The sequence below is a fragment of the Ruegeria sp. BG5 genome (assembly GCF_056538425.1).
Genome location: NZ_JBQFTC010000001.1, coordinates 1,335,485 through 1,350,743, shown reverse-complemented (window position 1 = coordinate 1,350,743; position 15,259 = coordinate 1,335,485). Strand labels below are relative to the sequence as shown.

Genomic DNA, 15,259 nt, shown 5'->3' with positions numbered 1-15,259 from the left:
AATTCCTTCCGGGTCAAAGCGCTATGCCCTGTCAGAACCGACCCTTGCGAGTAGACAGCAGCAGGTTCGTCTCGGATCGGGTGATCCCCTCCATCCTGCGGATCTGAAAAATCACCTCGTCCAATTCGACCAGCGTTTCGGTTCCGATCTCGGCAATCAGATCCCAGCTGCCGTTGGTGGAATGCACGGCCCGTACCTGCTGCATTGCACCGATACGGGCCATCGTACGCTCGGTCCCGCGCCCTTCGATTTCCAACATCATCAACCCACGCACCGGGCTTTGCGCCACATCGCGGCGAGTCAGAACCGTAAAGCCGACAATCTCACCCGACTGTTTCAACCGCTGCATCCTGCTGCGCACGGTTGTGCGGGTCACCCCCAGCGTCTCAGCCAGTTCAGACAGGGACGCCCGCGCATCCCGGTGCAGCGCGCTGATCAGTCGATTGTCCAGTTCGTCCATAACTTGTTTCCGTTTCGGATTTCTTAAGTTCATTTTGAACAATTTGCCGTCTTCCAGCAAGATATATCGAACGGTTAAATGGACACATGGATATCAAGAACATCATATTGATCGGTGCACCCCTGGATGCCGGCAAACGGCGTCAGGGGTGCCGAATGGGCCCCGATGCCTATCGTGTTGCCGGGTTGGAAACCGCGCTGGCCGAGTTGGGGCATACTGTCACCGATTGGGGCGATGTGGCCCCTGACGCGGTGCAGATGCCGGAACATGAACACCTGTTTTCGCTGCCCGAATGCGTGGGTTGGACAAGCGCGCTCAGCCGCGCAACGCAGAAGGCCGCGCCCGAAGGAACACCGGTCTTTTTGGGCGGGGATCACGCCTTGTCGATGGGCACCGTTGCCGGAATGGCAGCATATGCACAACAGATCAACCGCCCGCTATTTGTCCTGTGGCTCGACGCCCACAGCGATTTTCATACGCCGACCAGCACCGGCAGCGGAAACCTGCACGGCACGCCGGTCGCCTATTTCACTGGCCAGCCGGGGTTCGAGGCGTTTCCGCCCCTGCCCGCCACAGTGCCCACAAATCGGGTCGGCATGATCGGCTTGCGTTCTGTCGATCCCGCCGAACGCGCGGTTCTCGAGCAGGACCAGGCCATGCTGGCCGACATGCGCAGTATCGACGAACACGGGATCAAAGCACCTCTGATGGCATTTCTGGATCGGGTTCGGGCCGAAAACGGCCTGCTGCACGTGTCGCTGGATGTGGATTTCCTCGATCCGGCCATTGCGCCAGCGGTCGGAACCACCGTGCCCGGCGGCGCAACTGAACGTGAGGCGCATCTGGCCATGGAACTGCTGCATGAAAGCGGATTGGTCAGCTCGCTCGATCTGGTGGAACTGAACCCGTTTCTGGACGAACGCGGGCGCACCGCACGACTGATGGTGGATCTGACCGCGTCGCTGATGGGACGCCGGATCTTTGACCGCCCCACACGGAGCTTCTGATGACTGCACCTTCCGACAAGGCCCTGGTCCCGTTCGTGTCCGTCGACAACATGATGCGGCTGGTCCACCACATCGGCGTCGAAGCGATGATCGCCAAAATCGCCACTCAGATCGAAGCCGATTTCAAACGGTGGGAAAGCTTTGACAAAACCCCGCGCATCCCAGCGCACTCACCACATGGGGTGATCGAGCTGATGCCAACATCGGATGGTGAGGCTTACGGGTTCAAATACGTCAACGGCCACCCGAAGAACACGTCCGAGGGGCTGCAGACTGTCACCGCCTTTGGTTTGCTGGCAGATGTTTACACCGGCTACCCCACTCTGTTGACGGAAATGACCATTCTGACGGCGCTGCGAACTGCGGCCACTTCGGCACTGGTGGGTCAATATCTTGCGCCCAAGGGCGCGACCACCATGGCTATGATCGGCAATGGCGCGCAGTCCGAATTCCAATGCCTTGCGTTCAAAGCAATGTGCGGGATCGAAACCGTTCGCCTCTACGACATCGACGCAAACGCGACCGCCAAATGCGCGGCAAACCTTCACGGCAAGGGCTTGAACGTGGTGGCTTGTAAAACGGCCGAGGAAGCGATCGAGAGTGCTCAGATCATCACCACCTGCACTGCCGACAAGAAATACGCCACCATCCTGACAGACAACATGGTCGGACCCGGTGTTCACATCAACGCAATCGGCGGCGATTGCCCCGGCAAAACCGAACTGCACCGCGATATCCTGCTGCGCTCGGACATATTTGTCGAATACCCCGAGCAGACGCGGATCGAGGGTGAGATTCAGGCGCTTGAACCTAATTACCCCGTCACCGAGATCTGGCAGGTTATGACCGGCCAGATCGAAGGTCGCACCGATGACAGGCAAATCACCCTGTTCGACAGCGTGGGTTTCGCAATTGAGGATTTCTCGGCCCTGCGCGTGATCAAAAGCGTGGTCGAGGGGACCGATTTCTACGAACCGCTGGATATGCTCGCTGACCCCGACGACCCGCGCGACCTGTTTGGGATGCTGATGCGGGCGGGATAGTAGCCCAACCGATCACTGCTTGAGCCATGGCCGGCAAAGGGGGCTCTGCCCCCGCCGCCCTGCGGGCGACTCCCCCGGGATATTTATAGCCAGATGAAGCAGGGATCCGCCCTCTGACCGACCGGCCAGAGAGCTTCACCTGGCGCGGTCATCGGCGTCCCCGCCTGTACCGCAGAACTCTTTTCCATCAGAATGGTTAAGGATCCGTTTCTTCATCTGGCCAAAAATATCCCGGAGCGCGAGGCAGAGCCTCGCATGGCTCTACCCGGCCAAAGACGGCAGGTAGAGAACGATCCCCGGGAACGCCACAAGCAAGGCAATCGTCGCAGCATCTGCGATGAAGAAAGGTGTGACGCCTTTGAAGACATCCTGAACACTCAGATCCGGCCGCACGCCTGCGACGACGAAACAGTTCAATCCGATTGGGGGCGTGATCAAACAGAACTCGGCCATTTTAACCACCAGTATTCCGAACCAGATGGCGCACATGGGGCCAGACATGCCAAAGGCGCTCTCGACCGCGCTGACGGTTTCACCGCCGTTCAGGGCCATGACCGCCGGATAAACCACCGGAAGGGTCAGCAACAGCATGCCGATTGCGTCCATGAACATGCCCAGCACGGCATAGGCCAGAAGGATGCAGATCAGGATCAGCATCGGGGACATTTCCAAAGAGGTAATCCAGTCCGAGAACGCGCCCGGCAGGTCGGCGAAGCCAAGAAAGCGAACATAGATCAAAACGCCCCAGATGATCGAAAAGATCATGGCCGTCAGTTTGGCCGTTTCCAGCAGGGCGGATTTGAACTCGGGCCAGCGCATGCCGTGAAACAGGGCGAAGCAGAACACGATGAAAGCGCCAATTGCGCCGCCTTCGGTTGGGGTACCCCAGGCTTTGTCTCCGAACGGGTTGTAGACAAAGCAGATGATAATCAGGATGACGGCAACGATGGGGATTGCGCCCGGCAGAGCAGCGAAACGTTGTTTCCAACTGAAGCCGGTGACGGGGGGGCCGACGGATTTGAACACGACCGCGATCCCAACGATCAGTAGCCCGTAGACAAGGGCTGAAAATGCCCCCGGTATGAACCCGGCCAGAAGCAGTTTTCCGACGTCCTGCTCGACGATGATTGCGTAGATCACAAGGATCGCTGAGGGCGGGATGAGAGAGGCCAATGTGCCCCCAGCGGCCACAACACCAGCGGCGAAGCGTTTGTTGTATCCGACGCTCAGCATCTCGGGGATGGCGATGCGGGCGAACACGGCAGAGGTGGCGACTGACGCGCCGGACACGGCGGCAAATCCTGCGGTGGCGAAGATGGTCGAGACGGCCAACCCGCCGGGCACCCAGGCAATCCAGCGTTTGGCCGCTTCGAACAATGCTCGGGTCAGACCGGCGTAGTAGGCCAGATATCCGATCAGGATGAAGGTCGGGATCAGGCTGAGTGTATGGGCCGCCACCTTGGAATGCGGCACCTGCCCCGCCGTTTTGACGGCAACGGTAACGGCCTTGCCGAACCGGTCGGGGTCGTAACCGAACTTGGCCCAGAAGATCCAGATCAGGCCGAACAACCCGGCCAGACCCGCCGCAAAGGCCACTCGCATACCGGTTACAACCAGAACCAGCAGGCCACCTGTGACCCAAAGGCCGATCTCGATCGTGTCCATGCGCTAGTCCTGCCCTTCGAACTGATCGGCCTCGGCTGCGGCCTGTGCTGCGGCGTCCTGGATTAGGGGCACGGCCACCGGCGCATCCAGCCCCAGTACAAAAGCGCGCCCGTATCCCCAGACCTGCAAGACCAGCCGCAGACACAGCACCGAGAACGCCACCGGTGCCAACAGCTTGGCGGGCCACAGAGGTATTCCGATGTCGATGGAACTGTCGCGGCTCCATAACGGCGCACCAAAATCGAAGGACCGGTCGAAATGGGACCAACTGCCCCAGACCAGCGCCAGCATCAACACCAGGATCAGGATGACCGACACCGTCTCGAATAACCACAAAGCACGTCCCCGCAGGCGCGAGATGACAATATCCATCCGGATATGTCCGCCGTCCCGCTGAACGTAGGAGATGCCCAGAAAGGCAATCAGGGGCATGGCCTGCTCGATCCAGTCCACATAGCCGGGCAGAGGTGCGTTGATTGCGTTTCGCCCGCTGACCGAGACTACGGCCAGAACCATCAGACCAAATACGGCAAGACCGCTGATCAACGCCAATAAACGCTCGACCGTCAGCAGACGCTGATCCAGCTGGCTGAGGCGGCTGCCGTCTTCCAGCACCGTGGCTGTACCTGCCATTCCGGTGATCCTTTATGTCAGGGATGTCCGGGCACCCTGTCCGAGCGCCCGGAAATACGATCAGTTGCCGCCGCGCTGTTGCTGCAACGTGGACTGAACCAGATCATAAAGCTCTTGTGCGGGAAGACCTTGCGCGGACATGTCGGCAATCCATTGTTCACGGATCGGATCAGCGGCCTTGGTGCGGAACTCTTCGATGACCGCATCATCGATCATCACCTTGGTCACGCCCTTTTCTTCCAGAACGCTGTCCCACTGTTCCAGCAGACCGCCGTAATTGGCCAGATAGTGATCGATGGCCTCGTCAATCGAGCTGTCGAGCGCTTCGCGGTGTTCCGGTGACAAGGCTTCATACGCGTCGATATTGACAACAACCGGGCAGTTCACCGTGCCGGGGTTCAGGTTTGCCGTCCACCAATCAGCCTCATTGATCGTGCCAAAGGACAGATGCGCGTGCTGGGCAAAGGCCACTGTGTCGACCACGCCGGATTCCATCGCGTTGAAGGCTTCGGTGGCCGGAACCGAGGTCGGGACCCCTCCAACCGCTTCAAACGCCTGCCCAAGACCACCGGTTGCACGGACGCGCATGCCTTCGAACTCGGCCAGTTGATCGCGCGGGTCGCCGGTGCCGACCAGATTGTATTGCGGCATGGGCGAGGTCATGAGCAGGCGCGCGTTCCACTGTGCCATCTCATCCTGCACGGCGGGATGGTCATAGACCGCGTGGCTGACGGCAACCTCTTCCGCCAGGTTGTTTACCCCCAGAAATGGCAGTTCCAGAACGGTAATCGCCCGGTTCTTGTCGCGGTGATAACCTGCGCAGAACTGCGCCATCTCGAAGGCACCGATCTCGATCCCGTCCAGATTCTCACGCGGCTTGGACAACCCGCCATAGCTGACATTGATGGTAAAATCCCCGCCGGTTTTTTCATTCACCAGCTCGGCCAGTTTTTCGACATGTTCGGTAAAGGCCCGGCGCTTGCCCCAGACCGAGGCATTCCATTCGGTCGCTGATGCCTCGGCGACAAAGGCAATGCTTATTGCGGCGGCGGCAGCACCGCTCAACATCTTTTTCATGTGATCTCTCCCTTATGTGCACCTCCTCCCGAGGCGCTTGGAAAAATGCTAGCGCCAACATTCGCCGATGCCAACCCTGCACAGAGATTGGCAAAGTTTTGCCGGACACTTCGAGAGGCGCTTGATCGGTACATCCAGCGGATCCACCCACCCATCATGGAAGCCTGAGAGCAAGCCAGCGCCGTTATCATCATTACAACTTAGCTTTTGTTTTTTAACAATATTTAATCAAAAGTTTAGGCTTTGTTTACACATTTACCCAACGGAAAGAAATTTTTTGACAAACAAATTCAAGGATTACGGCAATTTATTTCATTATTTTCTGAACCCGGCCATACTGCGATCGGGGAGGAATGGGATCGACTTTGCCCGATCTTGGGGAAAGAAATGACCCAGTGAAATCCAGTCCAGAGGGAGGAGCCTCAAAAATGACCACCGCTGCCCAGGCAGATGCCAAGACTTATCCGCCATCCGCAGAAACCGTCGCACGTGCGCATGTCGATGCTGCGAAATATGACGCGATGTATGCAGCTTCGATCAGCGACCCTGACGCGTTTTGGGCCGAACAGGGCAAGCGCGTTGACTGGATCAAGCCTTTCTCTCAGGTCAAAGACGTCGATTACAGCTTTGGCTCGGTCAAGATCAACTGGTATGCCGATGGTACGCTGAACGTCTCGGCCAATTGTCTGGACCGTCATCTGGAGACGCGTGGAGATCAGACAGCGATCATCTGGGAACCGGATGATCCAAACGACCCTGCCCAGCACATCACCTATGCCGAGTTGCACCGCCGCACCTGCCGGATGGCGAATATTCTGGAATCACTGGGTGTGCGCAAAGGCGATCGCGTGGTGATCTACCTGCCGATGATCCCCGAGGCGGCCTATGCCATGCTGGCCTGCGCGCGGATTGGTGCAATCCATTCCATCGTTTTCGCCGGATTCTCGCCCGACGCGCTGGCGGCGCGGATCAACGGCTGCGATGCCAAGGTTGTCATCACCGCCGACGAAGCGCCGCGTGGAGGGCGCAAGACGCCACTGAAATCGAACGCGGACGCGGCCCTGTTGCACTGTAAGGACACGGTGAAATGTCTTGTCGTCAAGCGCACCGGAGGTCAGACCACGTGGATCGATGGACGCGACTATGATTACAATGAGATGGCCTTGGAGGCAGACGACTATTGCGCGCCCGCCGAGATGAGCGCCGAGGATCCTCTGTTCATTCTCTATACCTCCGGTTCGACCGGACAACCGAAAGGCGTTGTGCACACCACCGGCGGCTATCTGGTTTACGCCGCCATGACGCACGAGATCACGTTCGATTATCACGAAGGCGACGTGTACTGGTGTACGGCGGACGTGGGCTGGGTGACCGGCCACAGCTATATCGTCTACGGCCCGCTGGCCAATGGCGCGACCACGCTGATGTTCGAAGGTGTGCCGACCTATCCGGATGCCAGCCGCTTCTGGCAGGTTTGCGAAAAGCACAAGGTCAACCAGTTCTACACCGCGCCGACTGCAATCCGCGCCCTGATGGGTCAGGGCAACGAGTTTGTCGAGAAATGCGACCTGAGCGATCTACGCACACTGGGTACCGTGGGTGAGCCGATCAACCCCGAAGCCTGGAACTGGTACAACGACGTTGTCGGCAAGGGCAAATGCCCCATCGTGGATACATGGTGGCAGACCGAAACCGGCGGTCACCTGATGACCCCCCTGCCCGGCGCACATGCGATGAAGCCCGGTTCGGCGATGAAGCCGTTCTTTGGCATTCAGCCCGTGGTTCTGGACCCCCAATCCGGCGTCGAGATCGAAGGCAACGGCGTCGAAGGCGTTCTGTGCATCAAAGACAGTTGGCCCGGTCAGATGCGCACCGTCTGGGGTGATCATGAGCGGTTCGAGAAGACCTATTTCTCGGACTACAAAGGCTATTACTTCACTGGTGACGGCTGCCGTCGCGACGAAGATGGCGACTACTGGATCACCGGCCGTGTGGATGACGTGATCAACGTATCCGGTCACCGCATGGGCACGGCCGAGGTGGAAAGCGCTCTGGTCGCGCATGCCGCTGTGGCCGAGGCCGCCGTTGTGGGCTATCCCCATGAAATCAAAGGACAAGGCATCTATTGTTATGTCACTTTGATGAATGATCGCGAACCTTCGGATGATCTGCTGAAAGAGTTGCGCACATGGGTTCGGACCGAGATCGGCCCGATTGCCTCGCCCGATGTAATCCAGTGGGCCCCGGGCCTGCCCAAGACCCGTTCAGGCAAAATCATGCGCCGTATCCTGCGCAAGATTGCCGAGAACGACTTTGACAGCCTGGGCGATACGTCGACACTCGCCGATCCTTCGGTTGTCGAAGACCTGATCGAAAACCGTGCGAATAAGTGAGGATGTGATGGACGCTGCCACGACCATATCCCCCGCTGTTCTGATCCTTCTCGGGCCTCCGGGCGCCGGGAAGGGTACGCAAGCCCGGATGCTTGAGGACAAATTCGGCCTCGTTCAACTCAGCACGGGCGATCTTTTGCGCGCCGCTGTAGCAGCAGGCACCGAGGCCGGTAAAGCGGCAAAAGCAGTAATGGAGGCTGGTGATCTGGTCAGTGACGAGATCGTCATCGCCATTCTGCGCGACCGTATGGCCGAACCCGATTGCGCCAAGGGCGTTATCCTAGACGGCTTCCCCCGCACAACCGTTCAGGCCGAGGCATTGGATGGATTGCTGGCGGAAAGCGACCAGAAGATCAGCGCCGCAATCAGCCTTGAGGTTGAAGACGCCGAAATGGTGATCCGCATCTCGGGCCGCTACACCTGTGCTGGCTGTGGCGAAGGCTATCACGACCGGTTCAAACAGCCCGCCGTTGAAGGCACCTGCGACAATTGCGGCGGCACCGAGTTCAAGCGTCGCGCGGATGACAACGCGGAAACGGTGGCTTCGCGCCTGACCGCCTATCATGCGCAGACCGCACCGCTGATCAGCTACTACGAAACCCAGGGCGTGCTGAAACGCACAAACGCCATGGGCCAGATTGAGGACATCGCACGCGACCTGGAGGTGATCGTCAGCGACGCGATGAAGTAAGGGGAGGAGAAAGGCCGCAAGGCTTTGATCCCACAACAGAATACTTCAATGAACCGCCCTGGCGGAACAGAGAAGTTATGCCGGACGTCACGGGGCGTTTGGAAACATCGAGAAGCGGCCCGCAGCACTGGAGGAGTTGGGCAACGGGCCGCCCAACGAGGAAGCGAAGGAGGAAACCGCAATGGCGGATCAATCTACAAACTCCGCGCAGACTGCCGAAGCCGATAAGGGCTATTGGCAGGCCAACCTGCGCCTCATCTACATCAGCCTCGCGATCTGGGCGCTGGTGTCGTTTGGATTCGGCATTCTGCTGCGTCCGCTGCTGTCCGGCATTTCTGTTGGCGGCACCGATCTGGGCTTTTGGTTCGCCCAGCAGGGATCGATCCTGGTCTTTCTGGTGCTGATCTTCAACTACGCCTGGCGCATGAACAAGCTGGACGCCGAATACGGCGTGGATGAAGAGTAAGGGAGAGCGGGGATAATGGATCAGTTTACCATCAACCTGCTGTTTGTTGGCGCATCCTTTGCGCTATACATCGGCATCGCGATCTGGGCCCGCGCGGGTTCCACATCTGAATTCTACGCCGCCGGTCGCGGCGTTCACCCGGTCACCAACGGTATGGCAACAGCGGCAGACTGGATGTCTGCGGCCTCGTTCATCTCGATGGCGGGCCTGATTGCCTTTACCGGCTATGACAACTCAACCTTCCTGATGGGTTGGACCGGTGGTTACGTGCTGCTGGCTCTGCTGCTTGCGCCCTACCTGCGTAAGTTCGGCAAATACACCGTCTCGGAATTCATCGGCGACCGTTTCTACAGCCAGACCGCACGTGTCGTTGCGGTTGTCTGTCTGATCGTTGCGTCGGTGACCTACGTGATCGGTCAGATGACCGGCGTGGGCGTGGCCTTTGGCCGCTTCCTCGAGGTTGACAACACCACCGGCCTGCTGATCGGTGCCGCTGTTGTGTTTGCCTACGCGGTGTTTGGTGGGATGAAGGGCGTGACCTACACTCAGGTCGCTCAGTACTGCGTGCTGATCACCGCCTACACCATCCCGGCCATCTTCATCTCGCTGCAGCTGACAGGCACGCCGATCCCGGCGCTGGGTCTGTTTGGCGATACCGCAAGCGGTGAGCCGCTGCTGACCAAGCTGGACGCGATCGTGACCGAGCTGGGCTTTAACGAGTACACGGCCCACCATTCGAACACGCTGAACATGGTTCTGTTCACGCTGTCGCTGATGATCGGTACCGCCGGTCTGCCGCACGTGATCATGCGCTTCTTCACCGTGCCGAAAGTGTCTGACGCACGTTGGTCCGCTGGCTGGACGCTGGTCTTCATCGCTCTGCTGTATCTGACTGCCCCTGCGGTTGGTGCCATGGCGCGTCTGAACATCAGTGACATGATGTGGCCCAATGGCGGCATCGAAGGCGGAGCCGTATCGGTCGAGGAAATCGACAACGATCCACGCTATGACTGGATGGCCACTTGGCAGAAAACCGGTCTGCTGGATTGGGAAGACAAAAACGGCGACGGCAAGATCCAGTACTACAACGATGCCAACGCAGACATGCAGGCACTCGCTGAAGAAAAAGGCTGGGTCGGAAACGAGCTGACCAAGTTCAACCGCGACATCCTGGTTCTGGCGAACCCGGAGATTGCCAACCTGCCGGGTTGGGTTGTGGGTCTGGTTGCTGCCGGTGGTCTGGCTGCTGCCCTGTCCACGGCTGCGGGTCTGTTGCTGGCGATCTCGTCGGCGGTGTCCCACGACCTTGTCAAAGGTGCGATCAACCCGTCGATCTCTGAAAAGGGTGAACTTCTGGCGGCGCGGATTGCAATGGCCGTGGCCATCGTGGTCGCAACTTGGCTGGGTCTGAACCCACCGGGCTTTGCGGCGCAAACCGTGGCCTTGGCCTTTGGTCTGGCGGCAGCCTCGATCTTCCCGGCGCTGATGATGGGGATCTTCTCGACCCGCATCAACAACACCGGCGCGGTTGCTGGCATGATGGCTGGTCTGGTTGTGACCCTGGTCTACATCTTCCTGCACAAAGGCTGGCTGTTCATTCCGGGCACCAACTCGTTCACCGATGCTGACCCGCTGCTGGGTCCGATCAAGTCGACCTCGTTCGGCGCCATTGGTGCAATGATCAACTTCGGCGTTGCCTACGTCGTTGCCGGTATGACCAAAGAGACTCCGCAGGAGATCAAAGATCTGGTCGAAAGCGTTCGCATTCCCCGTGGTGCTGGCGCAGCTCAGAATAAATGAGCATGATGCGGTGCATGGATAACCTCTATGTGCCGCGTCTTTCGACTTACTGTTCCCGCCCGGCATTCCACCGGGCGGGATTTTTACTCAGACCATCCGGAGGTATCTGATGCCCCTGTCCCACGACCAGATCACCCGGTTTCTGAAATCCGTACACCCCTATGACGCGCTTCCCGACTCGGTGCTGGCGGATATCGCCCAGCAGATCGAAGTGTGGGAGGTCGACGAGGACTCTGAAGTCTATGATCTGGGCCATACCCTGCCCGGCGTATTTCTGATCTACGAAGGTCAGGTCGAAATATCCGATGAAAACGGCGCTGTGGTTTCGCAACTTGGGCTGCGTAATTCCTTTGGCGAACGCGGGCTGCTGAAGGACGGCAAGGCAGCCACCAAAGCGCGGGCGCATTCGCCATCTGTGCTGATCGTTCTGCCGCCTGATCTGGTGCGCGAGCTGATCGACGGGCACGAAATCGTATCGAAATTCTTTGACCGGTCACGCGGCGACCGGGCCGGACCGCAAAGCCTGGCGACCAGCGCCATCGACACGCTGATGGCGCATAACCCGGCCACCTGCTCCCCTGCGACGCCGGTGCAAGACGCAGCGCGCATCATGCGTGACAAGCGCATTTCATCCCTTTGCGTGACGGATGCTGATGGCTTGGTGGGAATTGCCACGCTGCGGGACATCTCGGGCAAATACGTGGCGGACGCGCTTCCGGCGGATACCCCGGTCTCGCAGATCATGACGCCGAACCCCATGACGCTTTCGCCTTCGGACATCGGATCGGATGTGCTGCATGTGATGATGGAGCGTGGTATCGGCCATATCCCGATTTGCGAAGGGGGACGTCTGGTCGGGATCGTAACGCAAACGGATCTGACCCACTATCAGGCCGTCAATTCGGCGGAGCTGGTGCGCCGCATCGCCAATGCCAACAGCGCCGAGGACATGGCCAAGGTCACGGCAGAGATCCCGCAGCTTCTGGTGCAGCTTGTGGCCGGGGGCAACCGGCACGAGATCGTGACCCGGCTGATCACCGATATTGCCGACACAGCCACAAGACGGCTGTTGGCGCTGGCCGAGGAAAAACTGGGCCCACCACCTGTTCCTTACCTGTGGCTGGCCTGCGGTTCACAAGGGCGGCAGGAACAGACAGGTGTATCCGATCAGGACAATTGCCTGATGTTGGATGACAGCGCCTCCGACGCCGATATGCCATATTTTCAATCACTTGCGAAGTTCGTCTCGGACGGGCTGGACGTGTGCGGGTACTTCTATTGCCCCGGCGACATGATGGCGACCAATCCGCGCTGGTGCCAGCCTGTGCGGGTCTGGCGCGAGTATTTCAGCGGCTGGATTGCCAAACCCAACCCCGAGGCGCAGATGCTGGCCTCGGTCATGTTTGACCTTCGCCCCATCGGCGGCGCCTTCGAGCTGTTTGCCGATTTGCACGCCAATACACTGAAGGCGGCCAGTTCGAACTCGATCTTTGTGGCGCATATGATCTCGAACTCGCTGAAGCATACTCCGCCGCTGGGCTTGCTGCGCGGGTTTGCCACGATCCGGTCAGGCGAGCATCGCAACACTTTGGATCTGAAGCATAACGGCGTCGTGCCCGTGGTCGATCTGGCCCGGATTTACACCTTGCAAGGGCAATTGACCGAGGCAAACACCCGCGCGCGCCTGAAAGCTGCCGAGGCAGCAGGTGTTCTCAGCCCGTCCGGGGCGCGGGACCTATTGGATGCCTATGACCTGATCGCGGAAACCCGGCTGGAACATCAGGTCCGGATTGTGAAAGCTGGACGGGAACCGGATAATTACCTGCCACCCTCGGACCTGTCGGATTTTGAGCGCAGCCATTTGCGGGACGCTTTTGTTGTCATCAAGACCATGCAATCGGCTGTGGGTCACGGCAAGGGGATGTTAGGCTAAACCTGCGCCTGTGTCGCACAAGGGATCGCCTTCGGCGACCGTATTTGGAACGAGAAGAAGGGGCGTGTCGCGCCCGAAAACTGGAGGAACCGCATGTTTCTGGAATTGATCGGCACAATATTCGCGGGTTTTGCATTCGCCGGGATCGTGATGGTGCTGAACAAACTGACGGGCGGGCTGTTGCCGCGTTGGGCCACTCCGGTCGCGGCAGGTTTGGGGATGATCGGGATGACGATCGCCAGCGAGTATTCCTGGTATGATCGCACCCGAGACACTCTGCCCGACAGTCTGGCGGTGATCCAAGAGGTCGAAAGCCGCGCGTTTTATCGTCCCTGGACCTATGCGGTGCCCTTTGTAGATCGGTTCGCCGCGATAGATACGGTTTCCGTGAAGACCAACGATCAGTTACCAGATCAGCGTCTGGTCGATCTGTATTTCTTCGGCCGGTGGTCGCCGGTCTCCAAACTGCCCGTCGCAGTGAATTGCGCCGAAAATCGCCGTGCGAGCCTGGCGGATGGGGCCGAATTTGGCGATGACGGTCAGTTGCTGAACGCCGACTGGATCACAGCCGAGACCGGCGACCCGATTATCGAGGCAACCTGCGGAGTGTAACCATGCTGACCCGCCTCAGCCTTCGGATCCGGATTTTTCTGTTCTTCTGCCTTCTTGCCGCTGGCGGGGTGGCCGTCAGCACCGTTGCGCTGTGGGTCAGCTATGCCCGCGCAGACATGCCGGAATTGTTGGATGCCTTTGTCTTCTCGGGCCTGTTGATCGGGTTTGGATTGCTGGCGCTTGTCGCGGGGGTTTGGCTGTTGTTCGACGACAACGTCGCCAAGCCCATTGAGCGCCTCTCGGCTGAATTACGGGCCCGCGCGCATGCCGGCGTCAGCACCGATATGGATGTTGATGCGGCGAAATATCTGGGTGATCTGGCCCCTGCCGCTGCGGGATTGGCGGATCAGCTATCCGACAAAACCCTGAACATCGCCGAGGCGGTCGCCGCCGAAACCGCCAATCTGGCCGCGGAAAAGCAACGCCTGACCGCGTTGTTGACCGAGATTCCGGTGGCCATGCTGCTGTCCAGCCCATCGCACAAGATCGTTCTTTATGACGCGCAGGCGGCAGAGGTTTTGGCGCAGATCGCACACCCACGCCTCAACGCGTCCCTGTTCGAATACCTCAATCCCGAGCCGCTTGAGAAAGCTTATGCCCGATTGACCAAGACCGGCATGGATGTCGAATGCACCCTGATCAGCATTGACGGCAATCAAAGCTATCAGGCTCGTATGAAGCCTTTGGGTGATGCGCCGGGCTATATGCTGATCTTCGGCGACAGCGCCGCGCGGATTGCGCCTGAGGCCGCCCGCCCCCTGGTTTATGACTTCGACCTGCTGACCACGGCTGCAGAGGAATCGTTCGAGCAGCGCGCCCTGTCGGATTTGTGCTTCGTCGTCTTTGATACCGAAACCACCGGCCTTTTGCCGCACAAGGATGAAATCGTTCAGATCGGCGCAGTGCGTGTCATCAAAGGGCGCATCGTTGAGGGTGAGCAGTTGGACATGCTGGTCGATCCGGGCATCCCGATCCCCGCAGCCTCGACCAAAGTGCACAAGGTCAGCGACCACATGGTTCAGGGCGCGCCGGATATCGCGCAGGCCGGACGGGTGTTTCATCAATTCGCCCGCGACGCCGTGATCGTGGCGCATAACGCGCCGTTCGACATGGCCTTTTTGCGCCGTCATGCGAAACGCATGGATGTCGAATGGGATCACCCCATTCTGGACACCGTTCTGCTGTCGGCGGTCCTGTTTGGGGCCAGCGAAACGCATACGCTGGACGCTGTGTGTGACCGGCTGGACGTCACCATCCCCGAGGCGCTGCGCCACACCGCCCTTGGGGACGCCGTCGCAACGGCCGAGGCCTTGGTCAGGATGCTGCCGATGTTGCAGGCAAGGCAGATGACCACGTTTGGCGCGGTTATTGCCGAGACACGCAAACATGGGCGTCTTCTGGAAGACCTCAACTGATCGGGAAATATGCGCGCGACATTAAGCTTTTGATGGACAAACCAGATGGCGCGTGGCACCTCAG

Annotated in this window: 13 protein-coding genes; 9 read left to right on the top strand and 4 right to left on the bottom strand. The window is 59.2% G+C overall.

Features of this window, described 5'->3' with window-relative positions; all coding sequences use genetic code 11:
- Positions 1 to 31: 31 nt before the first annotated feature.
- Positions 32 to 460: an Lrp/AsnC family transcriptional regulator gene (locus tag ACR0KX_RS06240; protein WP_170451276.1), complete on the bottom strand. Its 429-nt coding sequence runs from the start codon at positions 458 to 460 to the stop codon at positions 32 to 34.
- Positions 461 to 546: 86 nt separating this feature from the next.
- Here ACR0KX_RS06240 and rocF point away from each other — a divergent pair, with 86 nt between their 5' ends.
- Positions 547 to 1,467, top strand: coding sequence for an arginase (gene rocF / locus ACR0KX_RS06235; protein WP_480708089.1), 921 nt, complete (start codon positions 547 to 549; stop codon positions 1,465 to 1,467).
- Entirely contained in the window at positions 1,467 to 2,510 is a 1,044-nt protein-coding gene (locus ACR0KX_RS06230) for an ornithine cyclodeaminase (protein ID WP_170621676.1), read from the top strand. The genes rocF and ACR0KX_RS06230 overlap by 1 nt, the downstream gene beginning before the upstream one ends.
- A 261-nt stretch (positions 2,511 to 2,771) precedes the next feature.
- On the opposite strand, the gene ACR0KX_RS06225 is transcribed toward ACR0KX_RS06230, so the two are convergent.
- Genes ACR0KX_RS06225 through ACR0KX_RS06215 form a run of 3 tightly spaced genes read right to left on the bottom strand, consistent with a single transcriptional unit; the run spans position 2,772 to position 5,885 of the window.
- On the bottom strand, positions 2,772 to 4,175 hold the full coding sequence (locus ACR0KX_RS06225) for a TRAP transporter large permease (RefSeq protein ID WP_170621675.1): 1,404 nt from the start codon (positions 4,173 to 4,175) through the stop codon (positions 2,772 to 2,774).
- Positions 4,176 to 4,178: 3 nt separating this feature from the next.
- A complete protein-coding gene (locus ACR0KX_RS06220) occupies positions 4,179 to 4,808 on the bottom strand; it encodes a TRAP transporter small permease (RefSeq protein ID WP_170518085.1) in 630 nt (209 codons plus the stop codon).
- A 60-nt stretch (positions 4,809 to 4,868) separates the two neighbouring features.
- A complete protein-coding gene (locus tag ACR0KX_RS06215; protein ID WP_170621674.1) occupies positions 4,869 to 5,885 on the bottom strand; it encodes a C4-dicarboxylate TRAP transporter substrate-binding protein in 1,017 nt (338 codons plus the stop codon).
- Positions 5,886 to 6,313: 428 nt separating this feature from the next.
- On the opposite strand from ACR0KX_RS06215, the gene acs reads away from it, so the two are divergent.
- The 7 genes from acs (at position 6,314) to ACR0KX_RS06180 (ending at position 15,195) form a co-directional block, all read left to right on the top strand.
- Complete coding sequence (gene acs, locus ACR0KX_RS06210; RefSeq protein WP_170621673.1) at positions 6,314 to 8,278, top strand: acetate--CoA ligase; 1,965 nt, start codon at positions 6,314 to 6,316, stop codon at positions 8,276 to 8,278.
- A gap of 7 nt (positions 8,279 to 8,285) precedes the next feature.
- Positions 8,286 to 8,969: an adenylate kinase gene (locus ACR0KX_RS06205; protein ID WP_170621672.1), complete on the top strand. Its 684-nt coding sequence runs from the start codon at positions 8,286 to 8,288 to the stop codon at positions 8,967 to 8,969.
- Between the two features lie 181 nt (positions 8,970 to 9,150).
- Entirely contained in the window at positions 9,151 to 9,435 is a 285-nt protein-coding gene (locus ACR0KX_RS06200) for a DUF4212 domain-containing protein (protein ID WP_170451294.1), read from the top strand.
- Positions 9,436 to 9,450: 15 nt separating this feature from the next.
- Positions 9,451 to 11,235, top strand: a complete 1,785-nt coding sequence (locus ACR0KX_RS06195; protein WP_170451296.1) for a sodium:solute symporter family protein — start codon at positions 9,451 to 9,453, stop codon at positions 11,233 to 11,235.
- Between the two features lie 109 nt (positions 11,236 to 11,344).
- Positions 11,345 to 13,168, top strand: a complete 1,824-nt coding sequence (locus tag ACR0KX_RS06190; RefSeq protein WP_480708086.1) for a DUF294 nucleotidyltransferase-like domain-containing protein — start codon at positions 11,345 to 11,347, stop codon at positions 13,166 to 13,168.
- Between the two features lie 93 nt (positions 13,169 to 13,261).
- The gene (locus tag ACR0KX_RS06185; RefSeq protein ID WP_480708084.1) at positions 13,262 to 13,780 is read left to right on the top strand and encodes a hypothetical protein; all 519 of its coding nucleotides are present in this window, start codon (positions 13,262 to 13,264) and stop codon (positions 13,778 to 13,780) included.
- A 2-nt stretch (positions 13,781 to 13,782) separates the two neighbouring features.
- Positions 13,783 to 15,195: a 3'-5' exonuclease gene (locus ACR0KX_RS06180; protein ID WP_480708082.1), complete on the top strand. Its 1,413-nt coding sequence runs from the start codon at positions 13,783 to 13,785 to the stop codon at positions 15,193 to 15,195.
- Positions 15,196 to 15,259 lie beyond the last annotated feature (64 nt).

Coding starts and splice junctions, on each gene's coding strand:
- ACR0KX_RS06240 (WP_170451276.1), bottom strand. CDS start 460: ATGGACGAACTGGACAATCGACTGATCAGCGCGCTGCACCGGGATGCG.
- rocF (WP_480708089.1), top strand. CDS start 547: ATGGATATCAAGAACATCATATTGATCGGTGCACCCCTGGATGCCGGC.
- ACR0KX_RS06230 (WP_170621676.1), top strand. CDS start 1,467: ATGACTGCACCTTCCGACAAGGCCCTGGTCCCGTTCGTGTCCGTCGAC.
- ACR0KX_RS06225 (WP_170621675.1), bottom strand. CDS start 4,175: ATGGACACGATCGAGATCGGCCTTTGGGTCACAGGTGGCCTGCTGGTT.
- ACR0KX_RS06220 (WP_170518085.1), bottom strand. CDS start 4,808: ATGGCAGGTACAGCCACGGTGCTGGAAGACGGCAGCCGCCTCAGCCAG.
- ACR0KX_RS06215 (WP_170621674.1), bottom strand. CDS start 5,885: ATGAAAAAGATGTTGAGCGGTGCTGCCGCCGCCGCAATAAGCATTGCC.
- acs (WP_170621673.1), top strand. CDS start 6,314: ATGACCACCGCTGCCCAGGCAGATGCCAAGACTTATCCGCCATCCGCA.
- ACR0KX_RS06205 (WP_170621672.1), top strand. CDS start 8,286: ATGGACGCTGCCACGACCATATCCCCCGCTGTTCTGATCCTTCTCGGG.
- ACR0KX_RS06200 (WP_170451294.1), top strand. CDS start 9,151: ATGGCGGATCAATCTACAAACTCCGCGCAGACTGCCGAAGCCGATAAG.
- ACR0KX_RS06195 (WP_170451296.1), top strand. CDS start 9,451: ATGGATCAGTTTACCATCAACCTGCTGTTTGTTGGCGCATCCTTTGCG.
- ACR0KX_RS06190 (WP_480708086.1), top strand. CDS start 11,345: ATGCCCCTGTCCCACGACCAGATCACCCGGTTTCTGAAATCCGTACAC.
- ACR0KX_RS06185 (WP_480708084.1), top strand. CDS start 13,262: ATGTTTCTGGAATTGATCGGCACAATATTCGCGGGTTTTGCATTCGCC.
- ACR0KX_RS06180 (WP_480708082.1), top strand. CDS start 13,783: ATGCTGACCCGCCTCAGCCTTCGGATCCGGATTTTTCTGTTCTTCTGC.